The following is an 18,559-nucleotide window of genomic DNA, read 5'->3' on the forward strand; positions in this document are numbered from 1 at the left end:
AGAGACATTTATTATTCTGATGCGGGTTTTAAACTCTTTTTACCAAAACGGACTAAAATGAATCTTTCAAATGCCCAACCAGCAAGTCCGCCAATCAAAGCGGGCAAGAGCCAGCCGAGTCCTTCTGCATAGAGCGGCAGTGACTTTAACGTAGAGGCAAGTACTTCTGATTCGATTCCGAATGATTTAAGGCCGTCAATCACACTAACCATTCCCGCTGCGAAAACAGCTCCGATATAAACTCCTCTTGAACCATTAAAGAAACGGTCAAGGAAGGAAAGTACAACAAGCACGATCGTGATCGGATAAAGGACGATCAACACAGGTACTGAAATCGAAATGATTTGGTTAAGACCAAGGTTCGCAATCAACAAGCTGATCACTGTGATCACGAGAGTAAACGTCTTATATGAAACCTTTGGCATCATCTTGGCAAAAAACTGGCTCGTAGCCGCAACAAGGCCAACTGCCGTAGTAAAGCAGGCGAGGGTTACTATCAGTCCGAGCAGCAGCATGCCAGGAGTGCCGAACACCAATTTTGCTGCTTCTGTTAAAATGGTACCGCCATTATCGTAAGTGCCGACTGAAGCCATTTTAGCTCCAAGCATTCCAACTGTAACATAGACGAAAGCAAGTCCAATACCAGCAATCATTCCAGCCTTTAATGTTTCTCTGACCACTTGAGATCTTTCAAGTTGTTTCTTCTGCTGGACTGCGCTGATGACAATGATCCCAAAGGCGAGAGCCGCGATTGTATCCATTGTCAGGTAACCTTCAAGGAACCCGGTAACAAATGGAGCGGCTGTGTACTTTTCAGATACAGCTCCAAATGAACCATCAAGCTTAAAAATACTCGCTACTACAAGAAGGACAATCGCAGCAAGCAGGACAGGTGTCAAAATGCTGCCAATCCGTTCAACCATTTTGGAAGGGTTTAGACACACCCAATATACAAGTGCGAAGAATACAACCGTGAAGATCATGAGCATCATAGAATGTGAGCCTGATTCAGCCAGGAAGGGCTTAACAGACATTTCAAATGCCACATTGGCACTTCTCGGAATCCCGAAGAAGGGCCCAATAGATAAATAAACCGCTCCGCTGAAAATGACAGCGAATAATGGATGGACACGTGAACCGATTTCCTGGATGCCATCCTTTGCCATTGAAATGACGACAACCGTCAGTAACGGCAGTCCGACACCAGTTACAACAAAACCAAGCATTGCCGGCCAAAAATTAGCTCCAGCTTCCTGTCCTAAAAATGGGGGGAAAATCAAATTTCCTGCCCCAAAAAATAATGCAAATAACATAAGGCCGATTGTTAACGTATCTTTTCTTTTCAAGCTTCCCATCCTTTTTCTCCTCCTAATATTATGTTTTGGCACTGAGAGTTTAGGAATTTCGGAACGGAATATTATATAGAGAAAAATAAAAACTCGCCCCTGTAAATAGGGACGAGTCATGCTCGCGTTACCACCCTGATTCCGCAAAAACATGCGGCCCTCATCAACGTACCATCATACGTGTTCCATTTAACGGCGGACAGACCGGCGAAAGCTTACTGCATTTCAGCTTTGCATCTCGGAGATGATATCCTCTTATTCGCTGAACACCGGCTTGCAGCAAATCACCGGCTCTCTGTGGATCAGTTCCATAAAGGATGTGTTCTCGTCATCGATTTTATTATTCTGAAATCATTTACTAGAACTATAATAATATTCAGACAATAATATGTCAACACTTAAGATGATGTAAATTTTTACTGTGGTTAGTCCTCACTTTTAAAATAACTTGCCTAGTATTAAAATGAACATAAATAAGTCGGAAAAATTTGGAGTACTAGCCATGAATCTTAAAAAACTAGAAGCGTACATAATGGTTGTTGAAAAAAATAGCTTCTCAGAAGCAGCTGCAGCCTTGAAAAGCTCCCAGCCAACAGTCAGCCTAAAAATCAAGAGTCTTGAAGAAGATTTGGGGTTCGAGCTGCTCGATCGAGGTGCAGCGGGAATTCGGCCGACGCCTGCAGGTATGCTCGTGTATACCGCGGCAAAAGACATTTTTAGAAGATGGAGAACACTTGAGGACGAGCTAGGTGAATTTCAAGGCACACTGACCGGGACTCTCACAATCGGTGCAAGCACAATTCCCGGCACGTATCTGCTGCCAGGTTGGATCAAGAAGTTCCGGAGCCTATATCCTAAGGTAGAAGTTCGTGTGGAAATTGGTGATTCAAGGAAAGTTCTGAACAAAATTCATGCTAATCAAGTGGATGTGGGCATAATCGGATTGCATGACGATTCCAATAATATAAAGAGCAAGCCGATTGCCACTGATTCACTCGTGCTGATCACACCGGTTGACCACCCATTAGTCCAATCGCCCAGGCCAGAATTTGACCAGATTAAAAGGTACGACTTTGTTATGAGGGAAGAGGGGTCTGGCACAAGAAAGATGATGGAAGAATTCCTTGCAGTAAAAGGATTCTCAGTTGCCGATTTAAAAACTTCCATGTCCACTGGAAGCACCGAATCCGTCATTGCAGCAGTAGAAGCAGGGCTTGGCATCAGTTTCATCTCACGCCTAGCCGCACTGCCAGCATCCAAAGCCGGCCGCATCCGAATTATCGATCACTTCGAGCCATATCAAAGAGCCTTCTATATCGTCACCCATGCCGATGCAGAAACCCGTTCCATCATTAAACAATTCGTCGAAACCATAACAAAGTAACGCATTAAAGCGCTGGGGGTCTGACCCCCGGTACGGTAATGCGGTGAAGCGCTTGGGGTCTGACCCCCAATACGGTAATGCGGTGAAGCAACGTCGGCTTTCCAATATGATAGAAAGAGATAATGACATTTTGCAATTTTCATTTTATTATTAGGGTAGTAGAAAGGGGCGGTTTGGATGCAGGTTAAGGTGTTTGCGAATTTGAGGCAAATTTGCGGGGGCGTGACGGTCGAAGTGAAGCCGGATGGAGATCGCGTGATTGATGTGCTTGATAAAATGATAGAAATGTTTCCAGACTTGGATGAGGAAATATTCACGGAGGAAAAGCAGCTCAAACCGTTTGTCCATGTCTATATAAATGGCAGAAACATCGTCCATGACAATGAACTTGAGACATTTGTTAAAGATAGCGACCAATTTGCGTTATTCCCTCCGGTAGCCGGGGGTTAATATGGCTGAACGAATCCTGGAGTTTCGTGGTATCAATAGAGATCACCTCGGTACCTATTTCGAGGAATTGGGCGGAGTCCTTTCTTCGGATACCTTCCCGTTTGTTTATGTCGGAGAAGGATGGAGAGCGGAGATTTTAAGCGAGGAAGAATTATCGTTCACAAAAACATTCATTGTCAATGCCGTACATATTCGTTTTGCTGCTGATAGTTTGGCAGAGTTGGAACAACTCATTAAAAAGTACCGTTATAAGACGACCCGGGTTGGCGGGTAGATAGAGGAAAGGGTTCAGCGATACTTTAGCTGGACCTTTTTTTGTTAATGCAAAAAGCTTTGGGGCGTGACTGAACTGAATTGGAAAAAATTTCTGTTATTTTCCAATTCGCCAGATTCCATGTCGTTTTCGCCAGATTCCCCGTCATTTCCGCCATATTCAAGCCAACCGCTATCCTGGAAATCAAAATAACCATTAGTCTGAGCTCCTGTTTTAAAAGAAAACTCCTCAAACATTCATCTTGTCACCAAATTAAAATAAAAAACCAGGCAATATCGCCTGGTTTTCAATCATTCTTACAGTCAATCAGCCTCTCTCCTGAAAACAGGAGCAGATTTATCAGCTAATTAAACCTCTTCAGCAGCAGGAGTCGTTGATTCGTCAATGATTCCTAGTTCGCGAAGCTTTTGTTCAGGTACAACACCGTCTACCCAGCCGCGTACGTTATAGTAATCATCAAGCATGATGTCCATGCGGCTTACCAAGCCTAAGCTGTTTCCTGAAGCAGCTTCTTCTGTGAAGCGTTTAGGAAGGAAATCGTCCTCACGCTTGTTGAAGCCAGCCAGGTTATTGTAGTAGCGCTCAAGGTTATAGATTCTTTCACCTGCAAGCATTACTTCATCAGCAGTCATAGGAATACCAGTCATCGTGCTGTACTGCTCTGCATAGTGCTCTGCATTTTCTGAGAATGAAGAGAACTTACAGATATTCATAGAGTCTGAGAATGAAAGCAAGTTCTGGAATACATTCAGAAGCTCAGCTTTTCCTTCTGCCACAGTACGGTCAGTTGGCTCTGGAATGCCGGCGATTTCACTCGCAATCGTGTAGCCGCGAAGGTGACATGCACCACGGTTACTAGTTGCATAGCCAAGGCCGATACCCTGGATGCCGCGTGGATCGTAAGCCGGAATAGACTGGCCTTTTACAGACATCGAAAGCTCAGGAGCTCCCCATAGAGCTGTTGCGCGCGCAGGTCCTTCAGCAAGAATGCCGCCGAAACCTTCACGGAAAGCGATTTTGCGTGCGATTTCGATCATGCCGTCTGCATCGCCCCAATCAAGCTTTTCGCCAACTAGGCCTTTTTCATACGCTTCCATCGTGACAGAAATGGCGTGGCCAAGTTCGATTGTATCCATTCCGTATTCATTACAAATATCGATTAAGTATGCGATTGCTTCAGAATCGCTTAGTCCGCTGTTTGCTCCAAGCGCCCATGCAGATTCGAACTCAAAGCTCTCAACGCGAGTCTTGTATTTTCCTTCTTTTACTTCTACTTCAATCTTACAAGCAACAGGGCAAGCGTGGCATGTATTGTTCGCAACAAGCAGGTGCTCGTTTACATACTCGCCGGAGTGCTTTTCTGCTTCATCCCAGTGCGTTAACTGAGAGTTCCTAGTTGGAAGCGCTCCCACTTCATTGATCAAGTTAGTAAGTACGTTTGTACCATATACAGATAATCCGCCCTTGTTCGGAGCAGTCAATCCGCCTTCTAAAATCGCTTTTACAGCTTTTCTGTTAGCTTGATTGTAGTCATCTTTTTGTGCTGGCTCAGGCATATTGCCCTTTTGAGCTGCCTTGATGACGATTGCCTTCAATTTCTTGTATCCCGCAACCGCACCAGTGCCGCCGCGTCCAGCTGAACGGTCATGCTCGTTCATGAAGCCTGCAAAGCGAACGCCATTTTCACCAGCCTGGCCAATCGTCATGACACTAAGGTCATCCGCGCCATAGCGGTCCTTCATAGCCTGGACAGTCGCACGTGTGCTCATGCCCCAGAATTCAGAAGCATCACGAAGCTCTGCCTGGCCATTTTCGATGTAAAGGTAAACAGGCTTGTCGCTCTTCCCTTTAAAAATAACGTTATCAATGCCTGACCATTTTAAGCGAGCTGCAGTCCAGCCGCCCATATGAGAGTCAGTAACCGTACCAGTCAATGGAGACTTCGTTACGACTGCAAGGCGTCCGCTCATCGAAGAACGTGATCCTGTAACAGGTCCTGTCATGATACAAAGGATGTTTTCTTCGGATAAAGGCTCAACCTCCGGGCCATTGTCCAAAACATACTTAACACCTAAACCGCGTCCCCCGATAAACTTTCGAACATCCTCTTCATTAATGCCTCTGTAATCAATCGAACCATCCGTCAAATCAACTAAAACTTCTTTGTTTTTAAATCCTCCAAGATTCATCTTAACTAATCCACCTCTTTCTTTTTGATTATTAAGAGAATTTAGTATCTCTTAATATTTAGTATAGTTAAATTTATCTACAAAAAAAAGCATTATTTACCTTATAATCTAACTTAGAAGTGAGGGGATTTTTTTATGACAGAAATGGAGCGTTATTCACGGCAAATCTTATTCAAGCAAATTGGCAGCGAAGGCCAAGAAAAGCTGTTAAATAGCTCTGCTGTCATCGTTGGCATGGGCGCGCTCGGAACAGTTATTTCTAATCACCTTGTCCGATCGGGAGTAGGACATGTCCGGATTATTGACAGGGACCTCGTGGAACTGTCGAATCTTCAGCGCCAGACGCTTTACGATGAGGACGATGCGAAGGATAGCCTGCCGAAGGTCATCGCGGCTGAAAAGAAACTGAAGAAAATTAATTCCGGGGTAAAAGTAGAGCCCATCATCGCGGACCTGACTTTAGATAATGGCGAGGACTTGCTCACCGGATTCGATGTCATCGTCGACGGGACCGATAATTTCATGGCCCGCTATTTGATCAATGATGTCGCAGTCAAGCACGGAATTCCCTGGGTATATGGCGGCGCGGTCAGCTCAAGGGGTATGTTCGCCGTCATCAAGCCGGGTGAAACACCATGCTACCGCTGCCTGTTTCCATCAGTGCCTGCGGGTCTGGGAGAAACGTGTGACAGCATAGGAGTTCTTTCCCCAATCACAGACATTATCGGATCATTTGAAGCTGTCGAAGCGCTCAAGCTTCTAGTTGGAGCTGAGTCAAATCCAAATCTGGAGCAAATGGATATTTGGTTTAACTCCTTTTTGCAAATGGATGTAAGCCAGGGCCGCAATCCTGAATGCCCAGCCTGTGTCCATCATCAATATGAGTTCCTGGACCGTTCGTCCGAACAGCAAATTAACTATGCGTCGTTATGCGGAAGGAACACAATCCAAATCAATCCGCGGCAAAAAGCAAAGACCGATTTGGAGAAGCTCGCAGCTCGTTTGAAAAACAACGGTGTGGTAAAAGGAAATCCGTTCTTGCTCCGTTTCATGCCAGATGATGAAATCACAATGGTCATCTTCCAGGATGGAAGGGTTTTAGTCCACGGGACGAATGATACGGTAAAAGCAAAATCTTATTACGCCAGGTATCTCGGTTCCTGATACACTCAAAAATTAAATACGAAATCTTGCATCCAAACAATCAAAAGGGGAGATGAGTTTGGCAAGCTATCTTGAAGATCTTAAAAGAATGGTTGGCGCTGAGAACGTGACTATGAATGAATCGGTGCTGGAACTGCACAGCAGAGATGAATCATCGCACACACCATGCCTCCCGGATGCGGTTGCTTTTCCGCAAACGAAAGAGGATGTAAGCCGGGTACTGAAGTTTGCAAATGAAAACAGGATTCCAGTAGTTCCGTTTGGACTGGGCACGAGTCTGGAGGGTCATGTAATCCCTGTTCATGGTGGCATCTCCCTGGATTTATCACAAATGAATTCGATTCTCGAAATCAGGGAAAATGACTTTCTTGTAAAAGTGCAGCCCGGCGTGACGAGAACAGCGTTGAATAAAGAGCTGAAAAAATACGGCTTGTTTTTTTCGGTTGACCCTGGTGCAGATGCGACGCTCGGCGGGATGGCTGCAACGAATGCCAGCGGTACGACCTCGGTGCGATATGGGATAATGAGAGATCAGGTCAGGGACCTTGAAGTGGTACTGGCAAACGGGGACATTATCCATACTGGCAGCATGTCAGCCAAATCATCCTCTGGTATCCACCTGAACGGCATGTTCGTTGGTTCTGAAGGAATACTTGGCGTCATAACTGAATTAACGTTAAAGGTCTATGGAATTCCGGAAGCAATTACAGCGGCAAGGGCTGCTTTTCCGACTGTTAAAAATGCCGTTGACGCTGTAGTCGGGATTTTATCAGCTGGCATTCCTGTAGCCAGAATAGAATTTGTCGATGCTGAATCGATTAAAAAAGTAAATCAGTATATGGATACTAGTTATGAGGAAAGCACGACGCTATTTATGGAATTTCACGGTAACGAAGCTGGTCTTGCCCAGGATCTTGAATTTGCAAGCGAGATTGTCCGCGACCATGGCTGCCAGAGATTTCAATTCGAAGCCGACTCGAAAGCGCGGAACAAGCTTTGGGACGCAAGACATAATCTCTTATACGCATACAAGCATAATGCCGGCAGCAAAAAAATCATGCTCACAGATGTTAGTGTTCCCGTTTCGGAATTGACCGGCGCAATCCTCCACACGCGTGAATTGATTGACGAATCATCCGTCGAGGGAGCGATTGTCGGCCATGTCGGCGATGGGAACTATCATGTCCTGCTCTTAATTGACCAAGAGAATTCCGAAGAGGTAAAAGACGGTGAACGAATCAATAGTGCGATTGTCCATTATGCCTTGAAAAGGGGCGGCACCTGTACCGGAGAACATGGAGTAGGTCTTGGGAAGATCAAATATCAGCGACTTGAGCATGGTCAAGCATACGATGTCATGAAAATGATCAAAAAAACACTCGATCCGAACGGAATCCTAAATCCCGGAAAGATTTTTACAGATTAATAGACGGTAAAAGCGGCCCTAAAGCCGCTTTTTTGCATTTTAACCATGCTGGCAGCTTTCAATATTTGATAAACAATTCGATTTCGTTATGAATCACTGCGTTTTAGAAGCTAATATGAAATTATTAAGCCACAAGCAGTCCGGTTGAATAATATATCTCTACGAACTAAACGATAATTTCTATGAAATAACCAAAATTCTCTACGAAATAACGCATAATCTCTACGTTTACCAGCAGATGGAAGTTGGAAAGCGCTATGGCAACTGTTCCAGCACGATTTCAACATAATTTGGATACCCTCTTTGAACTGTTCCAGCACCAACCCTACATAAAAGGATATCTTTATTCATTTTGAAAACAAAAGGGTATAATGAAATCAATATTTCGTTCGGAAAAAGAGAGGGAAGACTGGTGTCGAAGAAAACCAAGCAAATCAGCCTTCATTATGAATATTTAAAATGTGTGAAACCGGGGGCGGAAACGGTTTTATTTGTGCACGGGGTGGGCATGGATATGTCGATTTGGGATGATGTCATTCCTTTGTTCCACAATGATTTCAATGTCATTCGCTGTGACTTGCCTGGACATGGGTACAGTGGTTCTGCCAATGAAGCTGCATTTACATGGGAGCTTCTAATTAATAGCATTAAAGCTCTCCTTGAAAAACTTAATATTTCATCGTTGCACTTTATTGGCCACGGGGGCGGTGGTGTACTGGGCATTGAACTTGCCAGAAGTGAGAAAGAGCTTATAAAAACTTTAACTCTTGCGGATACGCCCATTTTTATCCCGAAAGAATTCAGCAAGCAGGAATTGAATAACAGGATAGATACAGTGAGCGATTGTCTCCGTTTTGAGGAGATGATTACAGCTCTGGTAAATACGATTAGCTATAATGCACCCGAACGCAGGCTTGCAAAACTGAATTCCATTTACCGAAGAGTTACACCGTCTGATTATATAGGTTTCTTCCGTCTTGTTATTGAAACAGCACTTAAGAATTTAGTTGATGAGATCCAAAGATTAGACGTACCGATAATGATGCTGCAAGGTGAGTATGACCCATTGATGCCGCTGGAACTTCAGGTGATGAACATTCCTTATTTAAAGAAAATGCGATTTTTCATCATACCTGACAGCGGTTATGTTCCAATGATGGACCAGCCTATGATTTTCACCCAGTTTTCAAGGATGTTCATCAAAAAACAGGCAGGGTCAGAAAGTGCTGGCTTTACCTATACACAAGCGCTGAAAAAAGAAGTGAACTCCATTGTCCGATCGGGAGTGGAGAGACTCGATTCGCAAAATCTCCTGGAAATTAACTTCATCAGCCAGTTTTCGGTCTGGTTGAATGGCAGCGAAGTTCTGGGAAAATGGAATCAGCGCAAAGCAAAAGAGCTCATGACCTTTATCGCTTACCATGGCTCTGTCACGAGAGAGCAAATTTACGATTTGTTCTGGCCAGAGCTTGAGCTTAATAAAGCAAGGAATTTACTGCGCGTATCTTTAAACCATATTAAGTCGATCATTGAAGAGCACACAGGAGACCCGATTGAAAACTATGTAGCGATTGATCGAGATTCAATCCAAATGAAGATACAGTGCAAACTGGATTTGAATGAGTTATCTAATTGCATCGATGAAATAGAGCATACCTGTGATGATGAGGTGAAGGAGAATCTTGCTATCAAAAGGTTTTCAGAGCTTCCCGACACTCTGTTTCCACTTTTTTATGATGATTGGTTTCTTAAAATCAGGACGGGGCTGGAAAGCAGGATCATCAGGATAGGTGAGGACTTACTTAATGCAGCCCCTGAAAAAGAAATGGCAATTGAACTGTTGAAAGTTTTAATGAAGTTCAATCCTGGGGATGATCGATATCAGGAACAGCTTGTAGCATTGCTTCAAAAAACAAATAGACAAAAAGAAGCAAGATATTTCAGAAATAAAAGTGAATCGTCATTTATGTAATGATTCTGTAATGCTCTTGATGCTATAGTTATGAGAATGAAATTTTAGCGAGGAGCATGTGAAATGAATGACGAATTGATCTTGCACGATTTAGCAGAACAACGGCAATTCCGATCCGTCCAAAATAAAATCATGAATGATACCTATACAGATCAGGATTTTATTCTATTGCTCGGATTACTAAAAAGGCATGCTGACAAAATGGATCTGGTACAAACGAAAAAATTATGCGAGCTAGTGCAGTATTTATATTCAATTGAGCGGGAAGAACGCCTGACAAATGATTTGTTGGATATCGTAAATGGAATGTTTTATTCACGGCATTAAAATTGAAAAGCAGCCAAATTCGGAAATCCGGAATTGGCTGCTTTTATTTATGGTTAAGGAAGTATAAAATTCACTTCGAGAATTGTCCAGCTCCAGCGCCTAGCCCCTCGAGTCGCTTGTCTAGCTGCGGCTCCTAACCAGTCGCCTCCGCTTTTCGAATTGTCTAGTTTCGCCTCCTAGAAACTCCGAAACTTCAACTCCGCCGGCAGAAGCAAAAAGCGCTTCTTTGTCGGAGTCTCCAGTTTCTGCGTTTCTGGGCAGTCGGCTACACATTTCGGTTTCGGTCCGTCCAATGAAGTCAAAGAGCGACTGCACTGGCCAGCCCTTCGACGGCCACGATGTCCTAGTGCCGACGTTGCCACAGGACGTGGCGGTTTTAGTCGGCCAGCGCTTGTCGGGTCTGACCAGGGCGCTTGCGCTTTTCTTATGTCTATAGAAAAACCGTTACAAGCAAGTAACCGAATAATGATAAAAGAACGGATCCCGCCAGGCCTGCGGACAGCGCCCTGCCGCCCATCTGCCTGAACGACTTGAAATCCACACCGAGACCGAGTCCGGCCATTGCCATCCCAATCAGCAAGTAGGCAAAGCTGACGATTGCAGCGGCGGCATCTTCACTGATCATCCCGGTTGTATTCAGGGCACTGACAGCAAGAAAGCCAAGGATGAACCAGGGAATCGGCAGAGCTGATAAGGTCATTTTTTGGCCGGCACTCTGGTTTTCTTTTCTCCGGATGATAAAACCAATCAGGATCGCTACCGGAACAAGCAATGCCACGCGGGTCAATTTTACAATGATGGCAAGGTCCGAGGCCTGTTGCCCAGCCGGATCAGCAGCGGCTACCACATGTGCGATTTCATGCAATGTGCCACCCGTGAATACTCCATAATCAAGGGCATTCAAACCAAGATAGGAGAATAATAGCGTATAGATGATGGTGAAAATCGTCCCTAACACCGCGACATTTGCGGCCCCGACAGCCGTTTCCTTCTCATTTGCCTTAATAACCGGTGCGATGGCGACAACGGCGGCTGCTCCACAAATGGCAGTACCGCAAGCAGTCAGAATGCCTAGCCGCTTTTCAACTTTAAACAGTCTGCTTAATCCATAAACGACCAATAGCGCAAACATCAGGTTTGCAAAGGCAATCAAAAATACTGTCGCTCCGGCATTGTAAATATCGGAGAGGTTCAGCCTGAATCCGAGCAGGATGATGCCAAGACGGAGGAGTTTTTTACTTGAATAAGAAGCACCCTCCATAAGACCGCTGTTCACTCCTGCCGTTGCGCGCCAAACCATTCCGAACATGATGGCAATGACGAGCTGTCCCATGATGGAAAAGAATGGCAGTCCTGCTAGTAATCTAGCGGCCAGTGCCAAAGCTAATGTTAATAATATCCCTTTCATCACCGGAACAGTGAATCGGGGCAGAAAATCAGTTGTTTTCATATGTGCACTTCCTTTATATCGATCTACCTATCTATCACTTTAACGAATGAAAGGAAAATAGCAAAGCCCTGGTAAGTATTCTGAACTGAATTGGCAATATTCATAAAATAGAAAAATACTTAGAATCGTGATTCTGCCTGTAAAAGTTAATGGTGCCGCCATATTAGCTCTTTTCCTCCGGCACAAAGGAATTTTCCAATAATAATCGAATAAGCTATAGGTATAAGCCCATGTCCCGAAAAAATATGGGTGATGAACTTATGAAGGGAGCGCTGAGTCTTCCGAAGTCAAAATATTAAAAATAGTCTTTTTTTAGGGTGTTCTTTAGGAGATCGAAGTGTTAAACTATGCTTGTGTTTACAAATTTCTACAGTGGGGTTCTGTTTCTTTATCGAAAAATGTAAGCATTTACAATTTTAAAGAAAGAGGTGTTGAGTATGCTAGGATTTTTACAAAGGATCGGGAAAGCATTGATGCTGCCGATCGCAGTTCTACCTGCAGCTGCGCTATTGCTGCGCCTCGGGCAGCCGGACTTATTGAATATTTCTTTTATCTCTGCAGCAGGTGACGCAATCTTCGCTAACCTGGCGCTATTGTTCGCGATTGGGGTTGCCGTCGGAATTGCAAAGGATGGGAACGGAGCGGCCGGACTTGCCGGTGCGATTGGTTACTTCGTATTGACTAAAGGAGCAGGCGCTATTGATGAAAGCATCAATATGGCGGTACTTGGCGGTATCCTTTCCGGTGTAATTGCCGGTTTGCTTTACAATCGCTACCATGATATTAAATTGCCTGACTGGCTTGGTTTCTTCGGAGGCAGGCGATTTGTGCCAATCATCACTTCTTTGGTCATGATTATCCTGGCAGGAATTTTTGGTTATATTTGGCCGCCAATTCAGGCTGGCATCAACAATATTGGAGAATGGATAGTCGGCGCAGGTGCTCTTGGAGTAGGCGTATTCGGATTCTTGAACCGCTTATTAATTCCAATGGGCCTTCACCATGTTCTGAATGCTCTTGTCTGGTTTGAGTTTGGTTCATTTACAGATGCCGCAGGAGAAGTTGCGAAAGGTGACCTGAACCGCTTCTTCGCCGGCGACCCGAAAGCCGGTATCTTCATGAATGGTTTCTTCCCAGTCATGATGTTCGGTCTTCCGGCAGCCGCTTTCGCGATGATTGCTGCCGCGAAAAAAGAACGTAAAAAAGCTGTTACAGGTGCCCTTGTAGGTGTAGCCTTCACATCTTTCCTAACAGGGATCACTGAGCCAATCGAATTCTTGTTCATGTTCTTATCTCCATTCTTATATGGAATTCATGCCGTGTTGACTGGTTTGGCGATGTCCATCACTTACTTGCTGGATATCCACCACGGCTTCGGGTTCTCTGCCGGTGCGATTGATTTCGTCTTAAACTACGGTATTGCCCAAAAACCATTGTTATTATTGGGTGTCGGGTTGGTATATGGAGTACTTTATTTCGTAATATTCTACTTCCTGATCATCAAGCTTGATCTTAAAACGCCTGGTCGTGAAGACGAGATTGAAGGAGAGTTCACGGAAAGCGGTTCTTCAAAAGGAAATTACTCTGAGCTTGCAGACCAGTACCTAGCAGCGCTTGGAGGAAAAAGCAACCTGAAGGAGCTTGATAACTGCGTTACCCGCCTTCGTTTAAAAGTAGCTGATATGGATAAAGTAGATGAAGCAGAGCTAAAACGGCTTGGCGCAAAAGGTGTGCTGAAACTAAATAAAACAGACCTTCAAGTTATTGTTGGTACCGATGTTGAGTTTGTAGCCAATGAAATGAAGCGGAAATAAGGAATGTGCTCAAGGGACTTGGCGGTTTTTACCGCCAGGTTTTTATTTTTATTAGCGTCCATTCAAAAATGCACCTTCTTTTTTCAGGATTTTATTAAAGAAGATCCATTTCCTGCACTATTCTAAGACGGTAGTGCCTTAAAGGCTTCATTCATTCATTAATTTTTATTTTTTCACCAGTTAAACAAACTTTTTCACCAGTTGGACTAAAGAATTCACCGGTTGGAGGAGTTTTTTCACCAGTTGAAGTAAATATTTCACCAGTTGTGAATTCAAGAATCAAATCTCATCCGCTGCATCACTCATGTAATACTTTTTACATATGATAGGGAGGTAATTAACAATGAAACGTTTATTGGATTGCACAGCATCAGATTTTGAAAAAATGACAGGGCAGGATTTGAAAAAAGCAATAATCGCCTCGGAAGGAAGAACGATTTTATCAGAAGTGATTGGTGCGTTTTCGCCGCTTTACCCTGCGGTAACGAATGCTGAGATGGCCGCGGCGTTTGGGGCAGACTTGATTCTGTTGAATTTTTTCGATGTTATGAACCCAGCAATTGAGAGTCTGACGGAAACGGTACCAGAAAATGTTGTCCGTAAATTGAAGGAGCTGGCTGGTCGTCCAGTCGGTTTGAACCTTGAGCCGGTTGATCTTCAGGCGGATAAGCTAGAGGTACTCCAGCAGCTGCCACAAGGGAGGATTGCGACTGAAGCATCACTTAAGAAGGCTAAGGAGCTTGGTTTTGACTTTGTCTGTTTGACTGGAAATCCTAAGACCGGCGTGACCAATACGGAGATTACAAAGGCGATCGAAAAAGCACGTGCGGCATTTGGTCCAGAGGGATTGATCATTGCCGGGAAAATGCATGGGGCAGGGGTCGCAGGTGAGACAGGCAGTTCGATGATGACGGAAGAAACCCTTCATGCATTTGTCGAAGCAGGCGCAGATATTATCTTGATTCCTTCGCCAGGCACAGTACCTGGCTTTACGGTTGAGAAGACAGCCAAGCTTGTGGATTTGGTACATCAAAAGGGGGCCCTCGCCATCCTGACAACTGGTACAAGCCAGGAAGGAGCCGATGAGGCTACAATCAAGCAAATCGCCTTGAACAGTAAAATGGCAGGTGCTGATTTATATCATATCGGTGATGCAGGAGCAGCTGGAATTGCTTCTCCGGAAAATATTATGGCGTATTCAATCGTCGTACGCGGTAAAAGGCACACATATATAAGAATGGCGGCTTCTGTATTAAGATAGTCCAATTATTGTAAGTTCGCAGCGTCGGGAAAATGGGTAAAAGAAGACCATAATGCTGATACTAAGTTAAGGAGGGATATCACATGAATAAAGACAAGTTTGTCAACGCAGACCCAAATTTAAAGCCAGTATCATCTAGTCTTGAGAAAGAACAAATAAATACAGCAGAATGCAATATAAAGCCAAAGGATGATGAAAAGGAAGGTAATGCAGAAGACATCTCAATCATGAATAACCAATATTCCATCATGGGAGATATCGACTAAAATACTGGAGGGATAAGAGATGAAAAAAGACAGATTCGTCAATATAGACCCAAATGCCAAACCCGTATCGTCAGGTCCCGAACAGGAACAAATTGAAACGAGCGAAGCAAACATGAAACTCCAGGAAGCATTTTATGATGAAAACGAAAGCAATGGAGTGGACCCAGCAAACCTCAATAACCAGTCTGCCATTCTTACTGATATGGATTAAAAGCCGGCTAATCAATGCCGGCTTTTCTATTTGTATTCTTATCTTATTGATGACGGTCCGTCTTATCACTTTGGTCCTTGTTGCGTTTATTGCCCTTACTGTTATCCCCGCTAGTCAATTCACCAGAAAACTCAGCCATCTGGTTCCCGTTTTTAGGTGAATTTTGATTTTTGCTGCCTTTATTGAACTTTTTAGTCATGGTTAGCCCTCCTTTTAATTGTACAGGTTAGTTTTCCCGAAATAGACTGGCAGTTATGTACAAAATGTTATTCAAAACGTTTTTTTTACAAGACTGTCTCCAATGAAAAAAGACAGCTGAAATCCAGCCGCCTTGTCTACACTCAATATGAACCTTATTAGTCTCTTATTTCACCTGGGCCTTTTCATTCATCTCATCTTCACCGACAAGCTCTACCCGGGCGTACTTCTTCATTTCCTTGATCATGTCACTGGCTTCTTCGTACAGGGTATCGTCCTGGAATTCCTCTGAGTAGTAAAGGGTATTGTTTAACATAACTTTGACGCGAAGCCTTGTTCCGGATTCGGTATCCTCATCCCCCAATGTAACGGCGGATCGATTGGTTTCGTGCTGGCTGACCAGGATTTTATTGCCTTCGTTTTCTTTTTTCACAGCTTCAACTATTTCCTGTAAAGAATCAACTTGTCTCAATTACATCACCCCTTTAATTATGTATTCCATGTTTCCAGGTTTTAAAACCAGTGAAAGGACAATCGTGTGAAGATTTTCGCGAAATAGCTGCAAAGTTTTGCGAAAAGGACCTCAAAGTATGATTTCGAATGTTGATCCTGCATGCAGTTGGCTTGTGCACGTGATTTTTCCACCGTGCGCTTCAATAAGCTCCTTTACGATAGCAAGACCCAGTCCAGATCCGCCTAGTGCCTTGGATCTTGATTTATCAACGCGGTAAAAACGGTCAAATATCCAGGGTATGTCTTCTTTTGGGATACCTTTTCCTTCATCTTTTACGAGAAGATGCGTCTTCCCACTCTTTTTAAATACCTCAATTGTCGTGGTGGATCCTGCCTCCGAGTATTTTCTGGCATTATCAAGCAGGTTAAGAAGGATTTGTTCAAGGCGGACAGGGTCAGCCTCGATATATACTTCCCCATCGCAGATGATATTAAGCGTGATTTTTTTTTCGATATAAGAGGGTTGGATTTTCGTATGTATTCCTCTTAAAAAAACGCAAAACTCCAATTTTTCTTTATTGATCGTAAAAGAGTTTTCATCCATTTTGGCAAGGTCAAATAAGCCTTTTATTAACCCGGAAAGCTTTGTAGCCTCTTCATGGATGATCTGCAAGTACCTGATCCTTTCTTCAGGAGCTGTCCCGTTTTTTCCTGCGATATCGGCATATCCCTTAATATAGGTGAGCGGAGTTCTAAGCTCATGGGAAATACTCGCCAAAAATTCGTTCCGCTGCTTTTTGATATGTTTCAAATCATCTGCGAGCACCTGAATCGATTCGCCGAGCTCGCCCAATTCATCATTCCCAAGCCGGGGAAGGGCGACAGAGTAATCACCCTTGCGGATTTTAAGAGTCGCTTCATTCATTTTAATCACCGGCTTTGTGATGAAACGGGAGAGGAAAAGGGTGATGATGGCCATCGAACTAAGAAGCAAAATTCCGGCAAGCCAGAAATGCTTGTTCAGCCTGGTAATCAGGCCCTGAACCCGCTCGGTGTTCTTAAACATATATACAGCACCATTATGATCAAGCGGGCTGACAGAGGCGATATATTTCTTGTCCTGCCAATCATCTTCAAGTATCAACCCGTCTCGCGTAATATCCATCGGTGATTTTTCGATGATTTTCATTATGGTGCGGTCAACTGGAATCGAAGATGAAACGATCTCACCTTTTTTATCCGTAATCACTACATGCGTATCTGTGCGCGATTCCATCGAAGTGATATGGTGTATGGTTTCTTCGAGATAGGAGGTTTCAAGGATGTCACGGTGATTATTCCCGCGGGTTTGCAATGATGCAAGCTCCTCATCGATCCTGGAGTGGATGATGGAAGAATGAAGGAAATAAAGCGAAATCCCTTCCACTAACAATATCGTTATGAAGAAAACTGCACCAATTTTCATCGAAATACGATCCATTACAGCCACTCCTCAAATAATCTTATAATTATCATACTAAAAAACTGTTTTTGAATAAATTTCTTATTGCCCTCAGCATTATACTTGGGGTAATTTTTCGCGGATTTCCTGCGTAATTCTTATAAAAAGGAGTTTACGAGAAGAGCATATCAAAAAAGTATCCAGAAACAGAGCAGATATAAGAAAATTGAATATTTTAACAAATTCATTTATTGTAAAGGATAATCGTATTGTATATAGCAATTAATTGCGTGATTAGAAGGAGGGGAACAATGAAAAGAGATTTCTATTTTTCCAAGGCGAGGATTTTGGGACTTACAGCCTTACTGGTCTTGCTGATTATTGGCTTTATTGTGGCGGAAATTTATATGCTGGCAGACCCGGGTGAAAATGTTGCTGTCATCGTATTTATTAGTGCTGTGATTTTATTGCTGATCTGGTCCTTGTTTTTACTTGGAAGAAATTTTATGGAAAAAGAGGCGAATGTAACGGTCAGTGAAGATGGCCTGACAGTGAGGGGGACAGCAGGACCCGGCTTTATGCCCTGGGAGGACATAGAAGGGATGCTCCCATATGAAGTCCATAATAATGAATTCCTTGGGATCCTATTAAAAAATGAAGCAGACTATATAGAATCCTTGCCTAAAAACAAAAGGCGACTGGCAAAAATAAATTTGAAGACAGGATTCCCAGCCTTCAATATCGGGCTCAGTAATTTAAAAGATAAAAAGGAGCTAGTCAACCTTTTAGTTGAAATGCAAATCCCTTTCTACATCCCGACAAACAATAAAGAAACCCCAGAACAATCCAACCCGCCAAAAGACAAGAATTTACCAAGTTAACGCTTCACCGTACTGGGGGTCAGACCCCCAGTACGGTGAAGCGTTAAACCGC

At 43.8% G+C, this 18,559-nt stretch carries 19 protein-coding genes and 1 other annotated feature; of the genes, 12 read left to right on the forward strand and 7 right to left on the reverse strand.

Going from position 1 to position 18,559, the window contains the following annotated elements; genetic code table 11:
• Positions 1-11 precede the first annotated feature (11 nt).
• A complete protein-coding gene (gene brnQ / locus V7201_RS00395; RefSeq protein ID WP_335374807.1) occupies positions 12-1,355 on the reverse strand; it encodes a branched-chain amino acid transport system II carrier protein in 1,344 nt (447 codons plus the stop codon).
• A gap of 95 nt (positions 1,356-1,450) precedes the next feature.
• Positions 1,451-1,687: a binding site (T-box leader), on the reverse strand.
• A gap of 161 nt (positions 1,688-1,848) precedes the next feature.
• Here brnQ and V7201_RS00400 point away from each other — a divergent pair.
• The 3 genes from V7201_RS00400 to V7201_RS00410 all read left to right on the forward strand — a co-directional run bounded on the left by V7201_RS00400 (position 1,849) and on the right by V7201_RS00410 (position 3,454).
• Positions 1,849-2,730: a selenium metabolism-associated LysR family transcriptional regulator gene (locus V7201_RS00400; RefSeq protein WP_335374808.1), complete on the forward strand. Its 882-nt coding sequence runs from the start codon at positions 1,849-1,851 to the stop codon at positions 2,728-2,730.
• 177 nt (positions 2,731-2,907) lie between these two features.
• Complete coding sequence (locus V7201_RS00405; protein WP_335374809.1) at positions 2,908-3,180, forward strand: ubiquitin-like small modifier protein 1; 273 nt, start codon at positions 2,908-2,910, stop codon at positions 3,178-3,180.
• A gap of 1 nt (position 3,181) precedes the next feature.
• Positions 3,182-3,454, forward strand: a complete 273-nt coding sequence (locus V7201_RS00410; RefSeq protein WP_335374810.1) for a hypothetical protein — start codon at positions 3,182-3,184, stop codon at positions 3,452-3,454.
• A 347-nt stretch (positions 3,455-3,801) separates the two neighbouring features.
• On the opposite strand, the gene V7201_RS00415 is transcribed toward V7201_RS00410, so the two are convergent.
• Positions 3,802-5,643, reverse strand: a complete 1,842-nt coding sequence (locus V7201_RS00415; RefSeq protein ID WP_335374811.1) for an aldehyde ferredoxin oxidoreductase family protein — start codon at positions 5,641-5,643, stop codon at positions 3,802-3,804.
• Between the two features lie 135 nt (positions 5,644-5,778).
• Between V7201_RS00415 and V7201_RS00420 the strand changes: the two genes are divergently transcribed.
• The 4 genes from V7201_RS00420 (at position 5,779) to V7201_RS00435 (ending at position 10,532) form a co-directional block, all read left to right on the forward strand.
• On the forward strand, positions 5,779-6,807 hold the full coding sequence (locus tag V7201_RS00420) for a ThiF family adenylyltransferase (protein WP_438824996.1): 1,029 nt from the start codon (positions 5,779-5,781) through the stop codon (positions 6,805-6,807).
• A gap of 52 nt (positions 6,808-6,859) precedes the next feature.
• Positions 6,860-8,233, forward strand: coding sequence for an FAD-binding oxidoreductase (locus tag V7201_RS00425; RefSeq protein WP_335374812.1), 1,374 nt, complete (start codon positions 6,860-6,862; stop codon positions 8,231-8,233).
• Between the two features lie 412 nt (positions 8,234-8,645).
• On the forward strand, positions 8,646-10,205 hold the full coding sequence (locus V7201_RS00430) for an alpha/beta fold hydrolase (protein ID WP_335374813.1): 1,560 nt from the start codon (positions 8,646-8,648) through the stop codon (positions 10,203-10,205).
• A 63-nt stretch (positions 10,206-10,268) separates the two neighbouring features.
• Positions 10,269-10,532, forward strand: a complete 264-nt coding sequence (locus V7201_RS00435) for a hypothetical protein (protein WP_335374814.1) — start codon at positions 10,269-10,271, stop codon at positions 10,530-10,532.
• 430 nt (positions 10,533-10,962) lie between these two features.
• Here V7201_RS00435 and V7201_RS00440 read toward each other — a convergent pair whose 3' ends face one another.
• Positions 10,963-11,982: a YeiH family protein gene (locus V7201_RS00440; RefSeq protein ID WP_335374815.1), complete on the reverse strand. Its 1,020-nt coding sequence runs from the start codon at positions 11,980-11,982 to the stop codon at positions 10,963-10,965.
• Between the two features lie 437 nt (positions 11,983-12,419).
• Here V7201_RS00440 and nagE point away from each other — a divergent pair, with 437 nt between their 5' ends.
• A complete protein-coding gene (gene nagE, locus V7201_RS00445; protein ID WP_335374816.1) occupies positions 12,420-13,796 on the forward strand; it encodes an N-acetylglucosamine-specific PTS transporter subunit IIBC in 1,377 nt (458 codons plus the stop codon).
• A 151-nt stretch (positions 13,797-13,947) separates the two neighbouring features.
• On the opposite strand, the gene V7201_RS00450 is transcribed toward nagE, so the two are convergent.
• Positions 13,948-14,079: a hypothetical protein gene (locus V7201_RS00450; RefSeq protein WP_335374817.1), complete on the reverse strand. Its 132-nt coding sequence runs from the start codon at positions 14,077-14,079 to the stop codon at positions 13,948-13,950.
• 60 nt (positions 14,080-14,139) lie between these two features.
• On the opposite strand from V7201_RS00450, the gene V7201_RS00455 reads away from it, so the two are divergent.
• From V7201_RS00455 to V7201_RS00465, 3 genes are all read left to right on the forward strand, one after another.
• Positions 14,140-15,057 (forward strand): DUF7916 family protein, encoded by a 918-nt coding sequence (locus V7201_RS00455; protein WP_335374818.1) that lies wholly within the window; start codon positions 14,140-14,142, stop codon positions 15,055-15,057.
• Between the two features lie 83 nt (positions 15,058-15,140).
• The gene (locus V7201_RS00460; RefSeq protein ID WP_335374819.1) at positions 15,141-15,323 is read left to right on the forward strand and encodes a hypothetical protein; all 183 of its coding nucleotides are present in this window, start codon (positions 15,141-15,143) and stop codon (positions 15,321-15,323) included.
• Positions 15,324-15,342: 19 nt separating this feature from the next.
• A complete protein-coding gene (locus V7201_RS00465) occupies positions 15,343-15,534 on the forward strand; it encodes a hypothetical protein (protein WP_335374820.1) in 192 nt (63 codons plus the stop codon).
• Between the two features lie 43 nt (positions 15,535-15,577).
• Here the strand turns inward: V7201_RS00465 and V7201_RS00470 are convergent, their stop codons facing one another.
• The 3 genes from V7201_RS00470 to V7201_RS00480 all read right to left on the reverse strand — a co-directional run bounded on the left by V7201_RS00470 (position 15,578) and on the right by V7201_RS00480 (position 17,665).
• The gene (locus tag V7201_RS00470) at positions 15,578-15,733 is read right to left on the reverse strand and encodes a hypothetical protein (protein ID WP_207502035.1); all 156 of its coding nucleotides are present in this window, start codon (positions 15,731-15,733) and stop codon (positions 15,578-15,580) included.
• A gap of 165 nt (positions 15,734-15,898) precedes the next feature.
• Positions 15,899-16,204 carry a hypothetical protein gene (locus V7201_RS00475; RefSeq protein ID WP_335374821.1) on the reverse strand — a complete coding sequence of 102 codons (306 nt, stop codon included), beginning with the start codon at positions 16,202-16,204 and terminating at the stop codon, positions 15,899-15,901.
• A 111-nt stretch (positions 16,205-16,315) separates the two neighbouring features.
• Positions 16,316-17,665: a HAMP domain-containing sensor histidine kinase gene (locus V7201_RS00480; protein ID WP_335374822.1), complete on the reverse strand. Its 1,350-nt coding sequence runs from the start codon at positions 17,663-17,665 to the stop codon at positions 16,316-16,318.
• A gap of 272 nt (positions 17,666-17,937) precedes the next feature.
• Here V7201_RS00480 and V7201_RS00485 point away from each other — a divergent pair, with 272 nt between their 5' ends.
• Positions 17,938-18,507 (forward strand): PH domain-containing protein, encoded by a 570-nt coding sequence (locus tag V7201_RS00485; protein WP_335374823.1) that lies wholly within the window; start codon positions 17,938-17,940, stop codon positions 18,505-18,507.
• Positions 18,508-18,559 lie beyond the last annotated feature (52 nt).

Source organism: Bacillus sp. JJ1122 (assembly GCF_036964885.1).
Taxonomy (GTDB): domain Bacteria; phylum Bacillota; class Bacilli; order Bacillales; family Cytobacillaceae; genus Mesobacillus.

What these genes read in the sequence shown, in the direction of transcription:
- brnQ (WP_335374807.1), bottom strand. Translation starts at nt 1,355, where the DNA reads ATGGGAAGCTTGAAAAGAAAAGATACGTTAACAATCGGCCTTATGTTA.
- V7201_RS00400 (WP_335374808.1), top strand. Translation starts at nt 1,849, where the DNA reads ATGAATCTTAAAAAACTAGAAGCGTACATAATGGTTGTTGAAAAAAAT.
- V7201_RS00405 (WP_335374809.1), top strand. Translation starts at nt 2,908, where the DNA reads ATGCAGGTTAAGGTGTTTGCGAATTTGAGGCAAATTTGCGGGGGCGTG.
- V7201_RS00410 (WP_335374810.1), top strand. Translation starts at nt 3,182, where the DNA reads ATGGCTGAACGAATCCTGGAGTTTCGTGGTATCAATAGAGATCACCTC.
- V7201_RS00415 (WP_335374811.1), bottom strand. Translation starts at nt 5,643, where the DNA reads ATGAATCTTGGAGGATTTAAAAACAAAGAAGTTTTAGTTGATTTGACG.
- V7201_RS00420 (WP_438824996.1), top strand. Translation starts at nt 5,779, where the DNA reads ATGACAGAAATGGAGCGTTATTCACGGCAAATCTTATTCAAGCAAATT.
- V7201_RS00425 (WP_335374812.1), top strand. Translation starts at nt 6,860, where the DNA reads ATGAGTTTGGCAAGCTATCTTGAAGATCTTAAAAGAATGGTTGGCGCT.
- V7201_RS00435 (WP_335374814.1), top strand. Translation starts at nt 10,269, where the DNA reads ATGAATGACGAATTGATCTTGCACGATTTAGCAGAACAACGGCAATTC.
- V7201_RS00440 (WP_335374815.1), bottom strand. Translation starts at nt 11,982, where the DNA reads ATGAAAACAACTGATTTTCTGCCCCGATTCACTGTTCCGGTGATGAAA.
- nagE (WP_335374816.1), top strand. Translation starts at nt 12,420, where the DNA reads ATGCTAGGATTTTTACAAAGGATCGGGAAAGCATTGATGCTGCCGATC.
- V7201_RS00455 (WP_335374818.1), top strand. Translation starts at nt 14,140, where the DNA reads ATGAAACGTTTATTGGATTGCACAGCATCAGATTTTGAAAAAATGACA.
- V7201_RS00460 (WP_335374819.1), top strand. Translation starts at nt 15,141, where the DNA reads ATGAATAAAGACAAGTTTGTCAACGCAGACCCAAATTTAAAGCCAGTA.
- V7201_RS00465 (WP_335374820.1), top strand. Translation starts at nt 15,343, where the DNA reads ATGAAAAAAGACAGATTCGTCAATATAGACCCAAATGCCAAACCCGTA.
- V7201_RS00470 (WP_207502035.1), bottom strand. Translation starts at nt 15,733, where the DNA reads ATGACTAAAAAGTTCAATAAAGGCAGCAAAAATCAAAATTCACCTAAA.
- V7201_RS00480 (WP_335374822.1), bottom strand. Translation starts at nt 17,665, where the DNA reads ATGGATCGTATTTCGATGAAAATTGGTGCAGTTTTCTTCATAACGATA.
- V7201_RS00485 (WP_335374823.1), top strand. Translation starts at nt 17,938, where the DNA reads ATGAAAAGAGATTTCTATTTTTCCAAGGCGAGGATTTTGGGACTTACA.